12 protein-coding genes are annotated in these 18,458 nt (G+C 71.6%); 5 read left to right on the top strand and 7 right to left on the bottom strand.

The genetic code is table 11. The features are described 5' to 3' along the window. Positions 1-166: 166 nt before the first annotated feature. From ACTWQI_RS22095 to ACTWQI_RS22070, 6 genes are all read right to left on the bottom strand, one after another. Complete coding sequence (locus ACTWQI_RS22095) at positions 167-2,656, bottom strand: SpoIIE family protein phosphatase (protein ID WP_443272977.1); 2,490 nt, start codon at positions 2,654-2,656, stop codon at positions 167-169. A gap of 260 nt (positions 2,657-2,916) precedes the next feature. Beyond that, a complete protein-coding gene (locus tag ACTWQI_RS22090) occupies positions 2,917-3,873 on the bottom strand; it encodes a carbohydrate ABC transporter permease (RefSeq protein WP_443272976.1) in 957 nt (318 codons plus the stop codon). Continuing rightward, the gene (locus ACTWQI_RS22085; RefSeq protein WP_443272975.1) at positions 3,870-5,267 is read right to left on the bottom strand and encodes an ABC transporter permease subunit; all 1,398 of its coding nucleotides are present in this window, start codon (positions 5,265-5,267) and stop codon (positions 3,870-3,872) included. Before ACTWQI_RS22085 ends, ACTWQI_RS22090 begins: the two co-directional genes overlap by 4 nt. A gap of 11 nt (positions 5,268-5,278) precedes the next feature. Then, positions 5,279-6,607 carry an ABC transporter substrate-binding protein gene (locus ACTWQI_RS22080; RefSeq protein ID WP_443272974.1) on the bottom strand — a complete coding sequence of 443 codons (1,329 nt, stop codon included), beginning with the start codon at positions 6,605-6,607 and terminating at the stop codon, positions 5,279-5,281. Beyond that, positions 6,604-8,310 (bottom strand): glycoside hydrolase family 13 protein, encoded by a 1,707-nt coding sequence (locus ACTWQI_RS22075; RefSeq protein ID WP_443272972.1) that lies wholly within the window; start codon positions 8,308-8,310, stop codon positions 6,604-6,606. The genes ACTWQI_RS22080 and ACTWQI_RS22075 overlap by 4 nt, the downstream gene beginning before the upstream one ends. Before the next feature lie 226 nt (positions 8,311-8,536). Beyond that, the gene (locus tag ACTWQI_RS22070) at positions 8,537-9,814 is read right to left on the bottom strand and encodes an ABC transporter substrate-binding protein (RefSeq protein WP_443272971.1); all 1,278 of its coding nucleotides are present in this window, start codon (positions 9,812-9,814) and stop codon (positions 8,537-8,539) included. A gap of 169 nt (positions 9,815-9,983) precedes the next feature. On the opposite strand from ACTWQI_RS22070, the gene ACTWQI_RS22065 reads away from it, so the two are divergent. The 5 genes from ACTWQI_RS22065 (at position 9,984) to ACTWQI_RS22045 (ending at position 16,106) form a co-directional block, all read left to right on the top strand. Further along, a complete protein-coding gene (locus ACTWQI_RS22065; RefSeq protein ID WP_443272970.1) occupies positions 9,984-10,490 on the top strand; it encodes a PadR family transcriptional regulator in 507 nt (168 codons plus the stop codon). Then, positions 10,487-11,275: an ABC transporter ATP-binding protein gene (locus tag ACTWQI_RS22060; RefSeq protein WP_443272969.1), complete on the top strand. Its 789-nt coding sequence runs from the start codon at positions 10,487-10,489 to the stop codon at positions 11,273-11,275. Before ACTWQI_RS22065 ends, ACTWQI_RS22060 begins: the two co-directional genes overlap by 4 nt. A gap of 5 nt (positions 11,276-11,280) precedes the next feature. After that, positions 11,281-13,590, top strand: a complete 2,310-nt coding sequence (locus ACTWQI_RS22055) for an ABC transporter permease (protein ID WP_443272967.1) — start codon at positions 11,281-11,283, stop codon at positions 13,588-13,590. 160 nt (positions 13,591-13,750) lie between these two features. Further along, entirely contained in the window at positions 13,751-13,996 is a 246-nt protein-coding gene (locus ACTWQI_RS22050; RefSeq protein ID WP_443272965.1) for a DUF6296 family protein, read from the top strand. Positions 13,997-14,369: 373 nt separating this feature from the next. Then, on the top strand, positions 14,370-16,106 hold the full coding sequence (locus tag ACTWQI_RS22045; RefSeq protein ID WP_443272963.1) for a ricin-type beta-trefoil lectin domain protein: 1,737 nt from the start codon (positions 14,370-14,372) through the stop codon (positions 16,104-16,106). Positions 16,107-16,137: 31 nt separating this feature from the next. Here the strand turns inward: ACTWQI_RS22045 and ACTWQI_RS22040 are convergent, their stop codons facing one another. After that, entirely contained in the window at positions 16,138-18,324 is a 2,187-nt protein-coding gene (locus ACTWQI_RS22040) for an alpha-galactosidase (RefSeq protein ID WP_443272961.1), read from the bottom strand. Between the last annotated feature and the right edge of the window lie 134 nt (positions 18,325-18,458).

The raw sequence follows: 18,458 nt of genomic DNA, 5'->3' as shown, positions 1-18,458 counted from the left end.
CCGGCTCCCCCTGGGGTACTTCCCCTGGGGTTCCCCATGCCGCAGGCCAGGGGCCTACCTCCCGCAGCTACCGCTGGGAGGTGCCCCAGGGGGACTTTCGCTGGGGGTGCCCCCACCAGAATCCCACGCCACACCGTGCCGGACCAGTGACGGCAGGGCCCCACGCTCAGCCCGACCTGCCCGCCGTCACCCCGGGCGGGGACAGGGGCTGCTCGGCCCAGATGGTCTTGCCCTCCGCGGTGTAGCGCGTGCCCCAGCGCTGCGCGCACTGGGCGACGAGGAACAGGCCGCGTCCGCCCTCGTCGGTGCTGCGGGCCCGGCGCAGGTGCGGAGAGGTGTTGCTGCCGTCGGAGACTTCACAGATCAGCGTGCGGTCCCGGATGAGGCGGAGGCCGATCGGGTCGGTGCCGTAGCGGAGCGCATTGGTGACCAGTTCGCTGACCACGAGTTCGGTCGTGAAGGCCAAGTGGTCCAGACCCCACTCGGTCAGTTTCCGTCCGGTGGCATGCCGGACTTCGGCGACGGTGGCGGGATCGGCGTCCAGGTCCCAGGAGGCGATGTCGTCGCTCTTCAGGGCACGGGTGCGCACGACGAGGAACGCGACGTCGTCGTGGGGGCGGTCGGGCAGCAGCGAGCGGACCATGGTGTCGCAGATCTCCTCGAGCGGACGGTCCGGGTGTGCGAGCGCGAAGTACAGTCGCTCGATCCCGAGGTCGACGTCCCGGTCGCCCGCCTCGATCAGGCCGTCGGTGAAGAAGGCGAGGACGCTGCCCTCCGGAATCTGCATCTCGGCGCACTCGAACGGCAGGCCGCCCAGGCCGAGCGGGGGCCCTGCGGGTATGTCAGGCAGCTCCACGGGATCGTGCAGGTGGGCGATCGCGGGGCTCGGGTGCCCGGCGCGCGCCATGGTCGCCCTGCGTGACACCGGGTCGTACACGCAGTACAGGCACGTCGCCCCGATCACTCCGGCGCCGAGCGGACCGGCCCCGTCTCCGGCCGTCAGCGTGGCCTCTTCCTCCTCATCGGCGAGCCGGATGACCAGGTCGTCCAGGTGTGCCATCAGTTCGTCGGGGCGTAGGTCGAGGTCGGCCAGCGTGTGCACGGCGGTCCGCAGCCGGCCCATGGTGGCCGCCGCGTGCATGCCGTGGCCGACCACGTCGCCGACGACCAGAGCCACCCGTGTCCCGGAGAGCGGGATGACGTCGAACCAGTCCCCGCCCACGCCGGCCTGCACGTCGGCGGGCAGATAGCGGTACGCGGCCTCCACCGCCGACTGCTTCGGCAGGCCGTGCGGCAGCAGGCTGCGCTGCAGCGTCAGCGCGGCGCTGTGCTCGCGGGAGAAACGCCTGGCATTGTCGATGCAGACGGCCGCGCGGGCCACCAGCTCCTCGACCAGCAGGAGGTCGTCCTCGTTGAACGGCTCCGGGTTCTTCCACCGAGCGAGAGTCGCCACGCCCATCGTGATGCCCCGGGCTCGCAGGGGTGCGGCCATGGCCGAGTGGATGCCGAGGCCGCGGATCTTCGCGGCGCGGGCCGGATCCTTGGCGAGCCACGGAGCGGTGAGATCCACGACCGACTTGAGGATCGGCTGTCCGGTCAGCAGCGCCTGCATGGGCGCGGTCTCCGGCGCATAGCGGGACGGGTCCCCGGGCTGGACCACCACTTCCGGGAGGCCGGGTTCGACCGACCGGTGGGTGGCCCGCCGCAGCACCTCCGAGCCGTGGGCCGGACCGGGATGGAGGTCCTGGCCGCGCAGCACGGCCTCCAGCAGGTCGACGGAGACGTAGTCGGCGACGCGTGGCACGAGCACATCGGCGAGTTCCCGGGCCGTGTGGTCCAGGTCCAGGGTGGTGCCGATGCGTCCGCTGGCCTCGTTCAGGAAGGCGAGCCGCTGCCGGGCCCGGTAGTGACCGGTGACGTCCAGGACCGTTCGGCATACGCCGAGGACCCGTCCCGACGCATCCTGGAGGCGGAACGACGAGCCCGACCGGACCGGCGTATCGGGGGAGTACGCATCGGGGTCCGCCGACACGGGCCCGACCTGCTCGGAGGGGAGCAGCGGCTCCCCGGTCTCCAGCACCTGGCGGGTCTCGCGCTCGAGCGCCGCTGCGTCGAGTCCGGGCATCCCCTCGCCGAGCGGATGCCCCAGGCGCTGCGGCGCGGCCACCCCGTCCATACGTTCCAGCGCGGGGTTGACCAGCAGATAGCGCAGGGCGGGGTCCACGACGGCCATGCCGATGGGGGACTGGGTGAACAGCCCGCGCAGGATGGCCTGTTCGCGCTCCCACTCGTGCAGCCCGACGGCGTCGGTGACGACGATCAGCCAGCTGGGCTTCTCGGCCTCGTCCCACAGCGGGCACGCCTGCAGCTCCAGCTCCAGCCGACGGCCGTCGCGGTGGGAAACGCCGACCCGCGCGCGCCAGCCGTCCCCCGCGCGGCGCCGCTCGGTGAGCGCCGACTCCAGGGCGTCGGCGTCGGGGAGCAGCGCCAGGACGGGCCGGCCCACGACCTCGTCGGCTCGGTAGCCGAGCAGCGCGGACGCACCCTGGCTCCACCGCTCGACAACACCGCGCGCATCCACCACGGCGGATGCCGCATGCGTCACATCGAACGGGCTGCACGGGCCGCCGCCACGCGGCGCCTCGGGTGTGCTCATCATCGCCACCCATTCACATCCACGTATCAAATTATCTACCCCATACCCCCGCGGATGTTCGCGGATCCCTGGGCGGCGGTACGGAGCCGGGCGGCCCCCGCCGATCAAGGGCTGACCGGGGGCGGTCACCGCGAGGATCGGCGTACTGACGGCGCGTGTGCTGCGGCAGCGAGGCGGCACCGACACGGCCGAGGAGAGCGCAGTGGCCCGGTTCGGAGCCGGCCGGGAAAGCCGGCTCCGAACCGGGCCGGATCGCGGTCCTACTTCACGGAGCCGGCCATGACCCCCTGCACGAAGTGCCGCTGGAAGGCGAAGAACACGGCCACCGGCACGATCAGGGACAGAAACGCCCCGGGGGCGAGCACCCCGATGTTGCTGCCGAACTGCCGCATCTGCGACTGCAGGGCCACGGTCAGGGGCTGGGACTCGCTGTCGGCGAAGATCAGCGCCACCAGCATGTCGTTCCAGACCCACAGGAACTGAAAAATCGCCAGGGATGCGATCGCAGGCCGCCCTAGAGGAAGGATGAGACGGGAGAAGATCCGCCACTCCCCGCCGCCGTCCATCCGGGCCGCCTCGAGCATCTCCCGCGGGATCTCCGCGAAGTAGTTGCGGAGCAGGAAGATGGCGAAGGGCAGGCCGTAGGCGACGTGGAAGAGCACCACGCCGGGGATCGTGCCGAAGAGCCCCAGCGCTCCGAGCATCTTGGCCACCGGCAGGAGCCCGACCTGGACCGGCACCACGAGCAGGGCCACCACCACGAGGAAGATCCAGTCGCGTCCGGGGAACTCGAGCCAGGCGAAGGCGTAACCGGCCAGTGCGGCGACGATGACGACCGCCGCGGTCGCCGGCACGGAGATCAGCACGGTGTTCCAGAAGGCATCCACCATGCCGGAGTCCTGGAGCAGGGCCGCATAGCTCTCGAAGGACAGCCCGGCGGGGTCGGCCAGGGCCGTCCACCAGCCGCTGGTGGCATTGTCCTCGTCGGACCGCAGCGAGGCGAGGAACAGACCCAGCGCCGGGGTGAGCCACACGAGCGAGATGATCACCAGAAAGGCCTGGGTGAGTCCGTTGCCGGCCCGCTTCACCAGCCATGCGGCCGGGTTCCGCCGGCGGGCTGCGGTGCGACGGGGGCCGGCCGCACCGCCGGAACCGGAGGAGGACGACGCGGAATCCTGGGCGGCGAAGCCCCGTGCGACGGTGCCGTGGGCGGTCATGACTGGCTCCTGCGGAAGCGTCGGATGTTGAAGACCATGGCCGGGACCACCAGGAGCAGCAGCAGGACGCCGAGGGCGCTCCCCAGCCCCTGGTTGTTGCCGCCGCCGAAGGAGACCAGCCACATCTGCATGGCCAGCACGTTGGCGTCCTCCTGCACGGGCCCCGGGGCGATGATGTAGACGAGATCGAAGACCTTCATCACATTGATCACCAAGGTCACGAAGACCACGCCCAGCACGGGGGCGAGCAGCGGCACGGTGATCTTGCGGAAGATCTGCCACTCGTTCGCACCGTCCATCCGGGCGGCCTCCAGGACGTCCCGGGGCATGGCGGAGAGGCCCGCGCCGATGAGCACCATCGCGAATCCGGTCCAGATCCACAGATAGGCGCCGATGATCGCGGGGGTCACCAGGGCGGGGCCGAGCCAGGACACACCCTCGTACGGCTCGGCGAAGTTCTTCGCGGGCAGCCGGACGGAGTACTCACCGGCCGGAAGGCCGGTGAAACGGTACGAGCCGTCGGCCGCCGTGGTCGCCCTCCCGACGACCTGCTCGCCCCCGACCGCCTCCACCACCATCCGCGGCAGCCCGCGCTCGGTCGGGTCCACCCGCCCCGGCTTGCCGCCACCGCCGAGTGTGAAGTCGACGTAGACCACGCCGCGCAGCTCGCCCTTCCCTGCCGTCTCGGCCGCGGCCTCGCGGGCGCGCTTGGCCTCCTTCGGCAGGTCCTTGGGGGGGACGCCGACGAGCGGGAGGTTCACCGTGTCGCCGGGGGAGGCCTTCCTCGAGGTCACGTACGAGCCGTCACCCCGTTTGTACAGCACCTGACCGTCCCGGGCGCGGGCGGTGGGGTAGCCCGTGCTCTCCCCGAAGGCGTCGTGCACCCCGACGGCCACCGCGTTGAGCACGCCTCGCTGGGGGTCGTGCTCGTAGACGACGCGGAAGATGATGCCGGCGGCGAGGAAGGAGATCGCCATCGGCATGAACATCAGCAGCTTGAACGCGGTGGCCCAGCGGATCTTCTCGGTCAGCACGGCGAGGACGAGACCGAGGCCGGTGAGCAGCGCCGGGGCGACCACGACCCAGATGGTGCTGTTGCGGATGGCCTTGAGGGTCGCCGGGTCGCGGAACATCTCGGCGTAGTTCTCGGCCCCGACGAAGCGGGCGCCCGAGGCGTCGAAGAAGCTGCGGCCGACGGTGAAGAGGATCGGGTACGCGACGAGCGCGCCCAGCAGGAGCAGCGCCGGCAGCAGAAAGACCAGGGCGATGAGCCGCCGGCGCCGGGCGGCACGCCGGCGCCGGCGGGGCTCGGTGCCGCCCGCCTTGCGGGGCGGCACCGTGCTCGCGGAGTCGGTGCCGGGCGGAGCGGCGCCCGGCAGAGAGGTGGCTGACATGACGGAGACTCTCAGTCCTTGTATGCCTTGGCCGCGGCGGCCTCGAGCTTGGCGGCGGTGGCCTTCGGGTCGGACGGGTCGCGCAGGAAGTCCTGCAGCAGCTTCCACTCGCCCGCCCCCTGGGTGCCGCCGAACGCGGCCGGCGCCTGGTCGGACATGTCGAAGCGCACCGAGTCGCCCGCCTTCACCAGCGACTGAGCGGTCTTCCGGGTGGTGTCGTCCTGGTAACTGTCCAGCTTCAGGCTCTCGTTGGGGGAGATGAATCCGCCCTCCTTGGCCCAGATCTCGGCAGCCTCGGGAGTGGCCAGGAACTCGACGAGTTTCATGGCCGCCTCGCGGTTCTTGCCCGCCCTGAGCACCGCCGCGGCGTCGCCGCCGCCGACCACCGGCGGCTTGCCCTTGCCGATGGCGGGGAAGGGGAAGAACTTCGCGTCCTCGCCGACCTTCTTCTTGAACTCGCCGGAGATGATGCCGCCGACGAAGTCGCCCTCGAAGACCATCCCGGCCTTCGGGTCGTTGCCGAAGACGTTCTTGACGGACTCGGGGAAGTCGGTGCGCAGCGCTTCCGCACCGCCCCCGGCGATCAGGTTCTTGTCCTTGAAGAGCTTCCCGAGCGTGGTCAGGGCCTCGACCACGGTCGGGTGGGTCCACGGGATCTCATGGGCGGCCAGCTTGTCGTAGGTCGCCGGGCCGGCCTGAGCGAGGTAGACGTTCTCGAACCAGTCGGTGAGCGTCCATCCGTCCTGGCCGGCGACGGAGAAGGCGGGCAGGCCCGAGTCGGAGATCGTACGGCCCGACTTCAGCAGGTCCGGATAGCTCTTCGGCGGCTCGATCCCGGCCTGCTCGAAGGCGTCCGGGCTGTACCAGACCATCGACTTGTGGGACGCCTTGAAGTAGAGACCGTAGTACTTGCCGCCCACTGTGCCGTAGTCCCGCCAGACGGGGGCGAAGTGGATCCCGGCCTTCTCGTACACCGTGGCGGACAGCGGCTGGAGCCAGCCCTTCTCGGCGAACTGCTTGAGCACACCGGGCTGCGGCACCATCGCCACATCTGGCGCGTTGCCGCCCTCGATCTTGCTGCCCACGAAGGTGGAGACGTTGTCGCCGGTGGGGACGAAGGTCGTCTTGGCTCCGGTCTTCTCGGTGAAGGCGTCCAGCACCTTCTTGAAGTTCTTCTGCTCGACGCCGGTCCACACCCCGGCGACCGCCACCGTCTGACCCTTGAGCTCCTGCGAGTCAGAGCTCGCCGGGCCGCTGCCGCCGCAGGCGGTGGCGGTGAGCGCGAGCCCGAGCACCGCCGTGCCGGAGGCCGCCATACGCCTTCTCATGGTCTGGCTCATCGTGTGGTTCCCTTCGTGGAGAGATCGCTGATCCACCAGGCGGTGGTCGAGCCGGGGAGGATCCCCGGGGGGCAGTCCCCGCTCGCGAGCAGGGGGGTTCCGGCGACGGGCGCCGGTACGGGGTCGAGGCCGAAGTTGACCGCGCACACCAGGCCGTCGCCGCGGACGAAGGCCAGGACTTGAGGAGAGCTCTCGAGCCAGCGCAGGCTGCCTTCGCCCAACTGAGGGAGGTTGTGCCGCAGTTGGAGGCCGTCGCGGTAGAGGTGCCAGAAGGAGCGGGTGTCGGCCAGCGCCCGGTCGGTGGCGTGCTCCGCGAACCACTCGGGTTGCGGCAGCCACGGCCGGGCGGCGCCGTCGCCCGAGGTGAAGCCGAACGGGGACGCGTGGCCCGACCAGGGCAGGGGCACTCGGCAGCCGTCGCGGACGCGCCGGCGGCTGCCGGTCCTGCGGAAGATCGGGTCGGTCAGCACCTCGTCGGGCAGGTCGACCACCTCGGGCAGGCCCAGCTCCTCGCCCTGGTAGACATACGCCGCACCGGGCAGCGCGAGCATCAGCAGGGCGGCGGCACGGGCGCGGGCGGGGCCCACGGTGGTGGTCTCGCCGGCGTACCGGGTGACCGTTCTGACCTGGTCGTGGTTGTTGAGCACCCAGGTGACGGTGGAGCCCGTGCCCGCGATGTCGGTGAGCGCCTCGGAGATGGTCTTCCGGAAGGCGTCGACATCCCACTGCGCGCTCAGCAGGTCGAAGAAGAACGCCTGGTGCAGCTCGTCGGGGCGGACGAACTCCGCCTGCTCGCGCGCCGTCGGCACGGACACCTCGCCCACCAGCAGCCGGTCGAGCCCGTCGCGCGCGGTGTAGTCCTCGCAGACCGCCCGCCAGTCGCGCCACACCTGATGCACCTCGGGCTGGTTCCAGGCCAGCGGGTTGACCGAGTCGCGGGCGCGCTCGTCGGCCTCCGGGTCGGGGGAGTCGGGGAGCTCGGGGTGCTTGTACAGGCCCGCGGCGACGTCGATACGGAAGCCGTCGACGCCGCGGTCGAGCCAGAACCGCAGTACCTCGTCGAAGGACCGGCCCACCTGCGGATTGCGCCAGTTGAGATCGGGCTGTTCCGGGGTGAACAGGTGGAGGTACCACTGGCCTGGGCTGCCGTCGGCCTCGGTGACGCGCGACCAGGCCGGGCCGCCGAACATGGCACGCCAGTTGTTGGGCGGCAGTTCGCCGTCCGCCCCGCGCCCGTCGGCGAAGTGGAAGAGTGAGCGGGCCGGGCTGCCGGGCCCGTCCTCCAGGGCCGCGCGGAACCAGGGGTGCTCGCTGGAGCAATGGTTGGGGACGATGTCGATGACGACCTTCAGGCCGAGCCGGTGGGCGTCCGCGATCAGGCGGTCGAACTCCTCCAGGTCCCCGAAGACTTCGTCCACCCCGCAGTAGTCGGCGACGTCGTAGCCGTGGTCGTGGTGCGGAGAGGGATAGAAGGGGCTGAGCCAGATGCCGTCCACGCCCAGTTTCTTCAGATACGGCAGTCCCACCCGGACCCCGGCCAGGTCGCCGATGCCGTCCCCGGTGCTGTCGAGGAAGCTGCGGACGTACACCTGGTAGATCACCGCATCCCGCCACCAAGGACCTCCCCCAGCTACCGCTGGGGGTGCCCCCGCCCCCAGCGGGGGCTGGGGGAGCTGAGTGGTGGTGGCCGTGCCTATGAGCATGTCCCGTGAAACCTGTCTGACTCGGTGCAGCCGCGATCTTCGGGCCGCAGTTATGCATGCATGTTAGGTAGGCATGTCGAACGGGTGTCAACGCATATGCGGGAACTGGCCACAAGGCTCGGGTGATTTGTCGGCAATCATCCGGGAATCATTGGCCGACAGTGGACCGGAAGGAATACTTAACAAGTAGGTGTTGCAGAAGGGAGTGGCAGCCAGGAGGGGGTGCTCAGCCCCGGCGGACGATCGCCTCGAGCTCCCGTGCCAGACGCGCGACGGCGCCCGACGGCGTCTCGCGCTGAGCCATCGCGTCGTGCACGACGGCCTGGACCGCCAGGTTCACCTGCTCGTACCGCGGGCTCTTGGGCCGTGGCTTGGCGTCGAGGACGCTCTGTCGGAGCGTGGGCAGATACGGGAACCGGTGCACCAGCGCGGGGTCCTCGTAGAGCCCGGCCCGAACGGGAGGCAGCGATCCCTCGGTGAGCACCTGGCGTTGGACGCGCTCGCTCGTCAGGTACTCCAGCAGGTCGGCAGCCGACTCCCGGTGTTTGGAGCGCGCGTTGATCGCGAGATTCGAGCCGCCGAGGATGCTCTCGGCGGGCCCGTCCGGCCCGGGGAGCGGGACCACTCCGAACTTCCCCGCCACCTTCGAGTCCTTGCCGTCCGCGAGCGCGTGCACGTACGGCCAGTTGCGCAGGAAGAGCAGCCGGCCGTCCTGGAAGGCCTGCCGGGACTCCTCCTCCTTGTAGCCGAGCGCCTCCTTCGGGATCCAGCCGCCCCGGACCCCGTCGGCCAGGAACGCCACGCCCTTCCGCGCCTCGGGGGAGTCCACCGTCACGCGCTTGCCCTCGTCGGCGAGGATCGAGCCGCCGGCCGACTGCACCGCCTCGGCGGCGTTGACCGTGAGCCCCTCGTACGGCAGGAACTGGCCGGCGTAGCCGTCCAGTCCGTGCTTCGGAGCCACCGTCCGCGCCAGCCGCTCCAGCTCGGCCCAGGTGCGCGGCGGCTGCTCGCCCTCCTGCTCCAGCACGTCCTTGCGGTAGTACAGCAGCCCGGCATTGGTCACATACGGCAGTGCGTGCAGCTGTCCGCCGAAGGTGGCGGTCTCGACCACCGGCGGCAGGAACTGCTTCACCGGGAACCGGTCCCGGTCGAGCGGGGATATCCAGCCCGCCGCGGCGAACTCCGACGTCCAGGCCACATCGATGTTGAGCACGTCGTAGCGGTCGCTGCCGGAGCGCAGACTCGTGGACATCTGGGCGCGAACCTCGTCGGCGGCCTCCGGCAGCTCGACCAGGGTCACCTTCTCCCCGGGGTGCGTCCGGTTCCAGTCTTTGAGAACCCCGCTCAGATAGCTGGTGAGGTCTCCGCCGGTCACCAGGGTCAGCGGGCCCCGGCCACCGGAGTCGCCCACGGGCTCCACGGGTGGCGCGCCCGTACCCGCGTACCCCGCGCAGATCAGCGCAGCCGCAAGGAGCCCCCTACCCGCGGCCCGCGTCCACCGCATAGGTTCCTCCTTGGCACATCGGCGCCGGCGGCCTGCCCGGCGTCCGCACCTGTATACCCGTTAGGCATGCGGGATACTAGACGTCGCGGAAATGTCCGAGGGCGATCCGGCTCACCACCGGGGAACGCCCCTAACGAGCATGTATGGGCGGGGAAGGAGGCCGGGTCACGTGCGTCTGCCCCTCCTGGCGCTCCTCGCGAAGGGTCCCGCCCATGGATACGAGCTGGGGCAGGCCCTTGAGGAGCTCCTCGGTGCCGCGTACCCTCAGCCGAACATCGGGCAGATCTACGTCACCCTCGGCAGGCTGGAGAAGGCCGGACTGATCGAGGGGGAGGACGTCGCCCAGTCGAACCGGCCGAACAAGCGGACCTACCGACTCACCCCGGCGGGGCGTGAGGCGGTGGCCGCATGGTTCGCAGAGCCGACCGACGAGCCGCGGGTGCGGGACGAGTTCTTCATGAAGCTCGCACTGGCCCCGGACTCGGGCGTGGCCGACCAGATCGCCCTGATCAACAAGCAGCGCCGCCACTACCTCAACACCATGCGTGATCTGTCGAAGCTGGCCGCGGCCGAGGACCGGGACAACCGGGTCGCGCAGCTGCTCATCGAGGGCGCGATGCTGCACCTGCAGGCGGACCTCGACTGGTTGGAGCGTTGTCAGGAGGAGCTGGAATGAGCCGCGAGGCCGCTCCCGCCGCAGTCGGCGGGGACACCCCCGCCGACGCGGGACCCATCATGAAGGCGGAAGGCCTGGTCAAGACGCACCGGACCGAGAGCACCCCGGTCAAGGCCGTACGCGGCATCGACCTGAGCGTGGAGCGCGGGGAGTTCGTCGCGGTGACCGGCCCCTCCGGGGCCGGCAAGTCCACCCTGCTCCATCTGCTCGGCGGCCTCGACCGGCCGGACACTGGCCGGATCTGGCTCGAGGGCCGCCAGGTCGACTCCTACAGCGAGGCCCGCTGGGCCGTACTGCGCCGCCGCAGCATCGGGATCGTCTTCCAGTTCTTCAACCTGGTCACCCATCTGACCGTGGCCGACAACGTCGAACTGCCCGCGCTGCTCGCCGGTAGCTCCCCGCGTCAGGCCCGGGAGAGCCGCGCCGAGCTCCTCGCCGACCTGGGCCTGGAGGGCAAGGAGCGCAACACCCCCGGCGAGCTGTCCGGCGGTGAGCAGCAACGCGTCGCCCTGGCCCGTGCCCTGGTCAACCACCCCGCGCTGCTGCTCGCCGATGAGCCCGCCGGCAGCCTGGACAGCAAGGGGACCCGAGAGGTGCTGCGGCTGCTGTCCCGCTTCCACCAGCGCGGCCAGACCATCGTGATGGTGACCCACGACGCCCGGATGGCGAGCGCCGCCGACCGTGTGATCAGCCTCTTCGACGGCCGGATCGTGGACGACGCCACCCTCGGCGGCGGCACCCCGCGGGCCGACGGCGTGGCCGGCATGCTCGAACTGAAGGGCTGAGCGGGATGCGCGCCACGGTGCGCTGGGTGCGCGCCGACCTCCGGGTGCACCGCGGCGAAGCCCTGTTCCTGATGCTCGCCACCGCCGGGATCATCGGCTCGCTGCTGCTCGCCGGCGCGTTCCTGACCTACGCGGCGAACCCCTGGCAGCGGGTGTTCACCCAGTCCTCCGGTGCGCACGTGTGGATCCACACCAAGGAGTCGGCCGACGCCGCGGCACTGGCCGGTCGGAGCGGGGTCGAGGCGGCCTCCGGCCCGTTCCGCACGGCCGCGGTCACCGCCGACCTCGGCGGTGGCACCGTGGCCGTACAGCTGCGCGCCACCACATCCCGGCCGCCCGAAGTGGCCCGGCCGCTCATCGGCTCCGGTCGCTGGCTGAACCCCGGAGCGAGCGACGGCGTCGTGCTGGAGAGCTCACTCGCCCGCGCACTGTGGGCCGAGCCGGGTGACACGCTGCACGTCCGCGGCTCGGACGGGGCCGACCACCGGCTGCGCATCGCGGGCATCGCCGACACCGCGGAGCCGCGTTACAGCCCAGGGCAGTCACCCGGCGTCGGATGGGTTCTCCCGGATACCTTGCGCCGGGTCGAACCGGACCGGGAGCACCATGGCCTGGCCATCGGTCTGCGGCTGGACGATCCCGAGGACACCGACTACGCCGTCCAGCGCGCGGTCACCGAACTCGGAGCGCATCAGATCGCCAAGGTCTCCACCTGGCAGCAGGCGCGTGCGGACGCCGAAGGCGGCGACCGGCTCCTCGGGCTGCTGCTCGGGGTGTTCGGGCTCGGCGCGCTGCTGGCCGCCGCGCTGGCCGTGGCGGGGGCCACCAGCACGAGGATCCGCGGCCATCTGCGGGACATCTCCGTACTGAAGGCCATCGGCTTCACCCCGGGGCAGCTGGTCCGGATGTTCTTGGGGGAGCACCTGACCCTCGCGCTGCTGGGCGTCGTCTGCGGAGCGGTCCTCACCGAAGCGCTGGGCCCGCATCTGCCCGGCCGGGCCGGCGAGGCGATGCGGCTGTGGCAGGCACTCCCCGAGCACACTTGGGTTCCGCTGGCGATATCGGCGGGCGCGGTGCTCCTGATCGCCGCCACGACCGGATCGGCCGCATGGCGGGCCGGCCGTGTCCCGCCCGTACCCATCGCCCGGGCGGCGATTCCGGCCGGCCGCCGGATGTCGGGCACCGCCCGGCGGGCCCTCGGCCTGCGACTGCCGCCGGCCCTGGTGCTCGGCTGGCGCGGCGCCTTCCACCGGCCGGCCCGCTCCTTCGCCGCCGTCGGCAGACTGGCCGCGCCTCTGCTGCTGATCACGGTGGCGCTGGGCGCCTGGACCACCCTTGACCGCTTCGAGAGCCGGCCGGAGGAAGTGGGGCTTGCCGCCTCCCTCACAGCCCGGGGTGATGGGCTGGGCGACGACGAGGTGCGGCGGCGGCTGGCCGGGGCGTCCGATGTGGCGGACGCCCACCCGGGCTCGGAGGTCGAAGCGCTGGTGCCCGGCCAGACCGGCACCATCACTCTGCGCGGCCTCGGCACGGCCCGTACCCCGTATCCGTTCGCCGTCGCCGAGGGGCGCGCTCCGCGCGGCCCCGACGAAGCCGTGGCCGGTCAGGGGCTGCTCGATCTGCTCGACGTCGAAGTCGGCGACTGGGTGCGGATGACGGTGCAGGGGAGCCCCCAGGTCCTGCACATCGTCGGGCGCAGCATCGAGCCCGAGGACAGCGGACGGGTGATCTCCACCTCTCTCGACACGCTGCGCGAGCGCGACGGAGCACTGCGGCCCGACTTTTACCACCTGGTGCTGGACGACGGCGCCGACCCCGCCGCGGTGGGCGCGCGGCTGTCCCAGACCGCGGGCGGCCGGTTGGACGTGCGCGAGATCGCCAACCCTGCGGACCGGCTAGCCTCCGTACGCAACGTGATCGTCGGCCTGGTTGCCGTGCTCGCGCTCATCGGTCTCGCGGAACTGTCGACCACGATCGCGGCCGGCGTCCGGGACCGCCGCCGGGACCTGCTCGCGCTCAAGGCGATCGGACTGACTCCACGTCAGATCATGGCCGTGATCGTGGCAGGCACCGGCTTCACCGCACTGGCCGCCGCCGTGGCGGGCACCGTCGCGGGAGTGCTGGCCTCGGACTGGCTGATCGACCTTCAGGGCCGCTCAAGCGGCATCGGCGCGGGCATCGCGCAGCACCCCTCGCCGGCCGTGCTGCTCTTCATCGGCGCGGCAGCGGTGGCGGGAGCGGTCGCCGTCTCGGTGCTGCCCGCGGCCCGGGCCGTGCGGCAGCGTCTCGCGGACAGCCTGAGCGACACCCTGTGACCGACGGGCCGTCGAGGGCCGTGGCTCACGGGGTGTGGGTGTGGGCCTGATACCGGTCCTCTCGCGCCGGGCCGGCGCCGACCTGCCCTGTAGGTGTGAAATGCCCGGTTTTGGGGACTCGGGCGCCGCACAGGACGGCCTCGCGAGGTGAGGAGGCGGCATGAGGCGGCGCGATGAATACGAGTTGATCTTCTTCCACGCGGGTTCCTCGACGCCGGCCGCGGCGGACGAGGACGTGGTCGTGGTGCACCGCACGGACCGCAGCGGACCCGGCGGGCACCCTGTGTACGCGGACGACACCGGCATCGTCCGGGCGGAGATCAGCGACCACGACGAGGTACGGATGATCGCCAGTGGCGGTCATCAGGAGCACGCCCCGAGGGTCCGGGCGCGCCCCCGGGCCTAGATGGTGACCGCGGGCGCCGGCCCCTCTGAGGGCCGGCGCCCCACCATGCGAGCACAGGTTCCTGCACGCGGGCGCGGATACGGAACGTGGCCGTCCGATGCCTGTCCGGTGCCCTGGAGGGCGCTTTCCCCGGGCCGGACTTCCCATGCGTGGTCCAGAGCCCATGGCGACACTACTTACCGGCGGAAACCCCTTTCCCCATGGGCCCCACTGGACCACTATGGGCACCCCTGTTACCCACGGTCATCCCGGCCGGGTGGCGTCGGCGCACGGGCCCCTCCCTGGGGGCACCTCCCAGCGTTAGCTGGGGGAGGAGTCTGGGGGAGCGTCGGCGGCTCGGGCGCCCAGTCGCGACGACGAGGAGTCGAGAGAGTTGTCAGAGCTCCATCAGGTCGATCAGAGTCCTGCCGCCGAGGAGGGGATGCACGGCGACCTGTCCGACGTGGAGCTCACCGAGCGCATCCGGGCCGGCGCACCCACCGCCCAGCCGGCGACCCAGGAACTCCGCCGCCGCCACTTGCCCGCGGTCCTCGCGTACGCCCGCCTGTGCGGGAAGAACCAGGTCGCCGGGAATCAACTCGCCTCGCAGGCCTTCGCCCTCGCCGCACAGGAGACCTGCCGCGGCATCGAACCCCGCCGCCCCTGGCGACACCACTTGCTGATGCTCGTTCAGAGGGTGGCCGTGGGCTGGGCCGCGGGCAGCCGACGGGTCCGGCTCGAGGACGACTTCGCCGCCTGGATCGACGCCACCACCGTTGCCACCCCGCCGGGCGGCGAACCGCATGGCCCGAGTATCGAGGACACGTCGGCCATGCTCGGCGGCTTCCACCGCCTGCCGGAACGCATGCGCGGCGTCCTCTGGTACGGCGTGGTCGAGGGCCTTCCGGACGCCGAAGTGTCCGCCTATCTGGGCATCGAGCCGGAATCCGTGGCCGAGCTCAAGGACAGGGCGCTGGACGCGATGCGCCAGGCATACCTGCGGACGTACATGGAGCGCGGCGACAAGAAGTGCCAGGGCTTCCGCCGCATCATCGAGGCGGCCTCCCGCCCCGGAGACCAGCGGCGCAGCACGGACCTCGCCGTGCATCTGGCCGAGTGCCCGGACTGTTCCAGGCTGCTCGCGGATCTGACCCGGATGGCGGACAACCCCGCGTCCGTACTGGCCGATGGCCTCCTCCCGTGGGGCGGAGCCGCCTATCTCGCGGCAGGTCCGGTCCGCGGACTGCCGGTCATCGAGCCGACGCGGCAGGAGGAGGGCGCGGCACCGACGGCCGTCATACCGGCTGTCATCGGCTCCACGGATGCGTCGGCGGGCCCCTCCCTGGGGGCACCACACGGCCGAAGACTGGGGGAGGCGTTGGGGGGAGCGTCGCCGCACCGGGGCGCCCGTCTGCCGTCCCGGCCGGTCGTGCTGGTCTCGGTGTTCACGGCGGCGGCAGCCGGCATCCTGGCCGTACTGGTGGCAGGTGCCGTGGGCGACTCCACGCCGACCGGCAACAGTGCACAGGCGCCGGCATCGGAGATCACGGTCACCACCACTGCCACCGCCACCGCCACCGTCTCGGCCTCACCGTCGCGCGATGCGACCCCGTCCCGCAAACCGTCGAAGAAGCCCCCGCGCGACCCCGCCCCGGAGAGGTCGGCGACACGGCCCGCCCCGGCTCCCACACGCCGCCCCGCCCCCGCGGTTCCGATCGAGTACGGCAGCTACACCCGGGTCGTCAACGCGGATTCCGGGCTGTGCCTCGACATCGAGGGCGCCGTGCTGGAAAAGCGTACGGACGTGATCACCGCCCGCTGCAACGGCGCCGGGACACAGCAGTGGCTGATGGACTCCGCTGGTCTTCTGCACAGCTACGCCGACCCGGACTTGTGCCTGGACTCCCGGGGGTCCACGGACCGAGGAGTCGGCATCTGGGACTGTTCCTCGGTCTACGGTGAGAACGGCCGCAATCTGCTTTTCATGATCGACCGCGGCGTGGGCGTGATCCGGCCTCAGATCGCACCCGACTTCGCTCTGACGCCGCGGTTCGACGGGGCGGGAAGCGAGCTCGACCTGGATCCGGCGTCCGGCCGTACCGACCAGCGCTGGACGGCGGGCTCCGCGTAGGAGGATCACTGCCGGCGGCGCACCCACGCGGTCAGACGCGGCGGGCTTCAAGGAGAACCAGGCTCTCCGGATGCAGGGCGGGGGCTTGTACACCGACCACCGCCAGCGCGCGGCCCGGTAGTACCAGCCCGTCGTCCCACCAGGCGAGCCGCGAAGGCGTCGGCCCTGCGGACCGCTCGCCGGGCGCGAGCGGCGCCACCCGGTAGGACGCGTTCTCGTCCAGGCCCGGCAGGCGGACCCTGCCCGGCGGGGCATGGACGCCGGTCGCGGTCTGCACGAGCGCGTAGACGGCCCGAGCCCGGTCGGGCGCGACCACGCCGTGCACCCACAGCGCCGGATCCGAATGATCGCCGCGGACGACGGTCCCGCGGTGGAGCAGCGGGCGCAGCTCCTTGTACGCCGCGACCCACTCGGCGAGCCGGGCTCGGTCCTGCGGCCCGGCCTCGGTGAGGTCCCACTCGATGCCGAAGTGGCCGAAGAGCGCCGTGCCGGCCCGGAAGTCGAGCGCGTGGGTGCGTCCCGTCGTGTGGGAGACGGGCGCGCCGACGTGGGCGCCGAGCAGCTCGGGCGGCAGCAGCAGCCCGGTCCAGCGCTGGATCTGCTGGCGCTCCAGGGCGTCGATGCAGTCGCTGGTCCATACGCGGTCCGTGCGCTCCAGGATGCCGAGGTCGACCCGGGCCCCACCGGAGGAGCAGGACTCGATCTCCAACCCGGGGTGGCGGGAACGGAGTTCGTCGATGAGCCGGTACACGGCCGCGGTCTGGGCGTGCACCCCGGCGGCACCTGCCGGGCCGGCTCCGGCGTCCACGAGGTCGCGGTTGTGGTCCCACTTGAGGTAGTCGACGGCGTACTCGGTGACCAAGGAGTCCAGTCGCTCCAGGAGGTAGGCGTACGCGTCCGGTTGCCCGACGTCGAGCACCTGCTGGTGACGGGAGGCCGGCGGGGTACGGCCGCCGGTGGACAGGATCCACTCCGGGTGCGTCCTGGCCAGATCGGAATCGGGGTTGATCATCTCCGGTTCCACCCACAGCCCGAACTGCAGGCCCAGGCCGCGCACATGGCCGACCAGGGGGTGCAGGCCCTCGGGCCATACATCTTTGTCGACATACCAATCGCCCAGCCCGGCACGGTCGTCGCGTCGGCCGCGGAACCATCCGTCGTCGAGCACGAACCGCTCCGCCCCGACCTCGGCGGCGGCATCGGCCAGAGCCTTGAGCTTGTCCAGATCCTGCTGGAAGTAGACGGCCTCCCAGGTGTTGAGGGTGACCGGGCGGGGCGCGCGGGGGTGGTGCGTGCGCCCCCGGAGATAGCCGTGGAAGCGGTCGGAGAGCTCATCGAGCCCGTGTCCGTACGAGCCGTACACCCAGGGGCTGCGGTACGACGCGCCGGGTCCGAGCCGCACTTCGCCGGGCAGCAGTGCCTCACCGCCGCCGAGCAGAGCCGTTCCGGAGTTCGTGCGCTCGGCGAGCGAGCGGTGGTTGCCGCTCCAGGCGACGTGCAGACCCCACACGTCGCCCGTACGGAAGCCGAATCCCCGCTCTCCCGCGACCTGGACCAGGGTCGCGTCGGCCCCGGTGCGGCCGCGCCGGTTCTCGCGCAGATGTGTGCCGAGCGTGAACGCGTGGCGCTGCGGGGAGCGTTCGCGCAGATGGCGGCCGGTGAGGTCGAGGAGTTCGGTGGCCTGCGCGGGCACCGGCAGGGTGAGCAGCAGCCCGTCCAGGGTGTACGGGGCGGCGCGGTCGTCCGCGTCGCCCGTGTCTGTCGGCCCGGCGTCGTTGGTGAGCGTGGCGCGCTGTCGCACCAGTCCTGATGCGGTGACCTCGAACTCCAACCGGAGGGACAGCCGCGCGTGCTCGTCGGACGCGTCGACGACGACCCGGTGACGTACGGGCCCCTCACCGGTGCCGCTCTCCAGGGCACGGACCGTGAAGGCGGCGGAGAAGTCCCGGCCGTCGCGATGGCCGGACAGGCCGGGTGTGCCCAGCCAGCCGGCGGACTGCTCGGGCAGCACGCTGAGGGGGACCGGGTCGTCCAGGGTGCTGGACATGATCTGCGCCTCGTCGGCCGTGGTGAGCACCGCGAGATGGTCCTCGGAGATTTCGCCGAGGTCCGCGCCCCAGTGCACCACGCGGGGCAGCCGGTCCCCCGTGCAGTCCAGGACGAGACTCATGCCCGAGGCGCGGAGGTGGAGGAGGCGGAGGGAGCGGCCGTCGCCCATGCAGGACCCCTTGGTCAGTGAGAAGTGGTGACGGACTCGTCCCGCCGGGCGGGGCGAGTCCACCGATCCCGTCCTGCCCCTCCGGACGGAGCGGCAACCGGCCGCGGCCGGTACGAGCAGTATGAGCTGACATG

This window comes from Streptomyces sp. KR80 (genome assembly GCF_052245555.1).
Lineage (GTDB): Bacteria > Actinomycetota > Actinomycetes > Streptomycetales > Streptomycetaceae > Streptomyces.
Note: the sequence above shows the minus strand (reverse complement) of the source record. Positions and strands in the feature narration are given on the sequence as shown.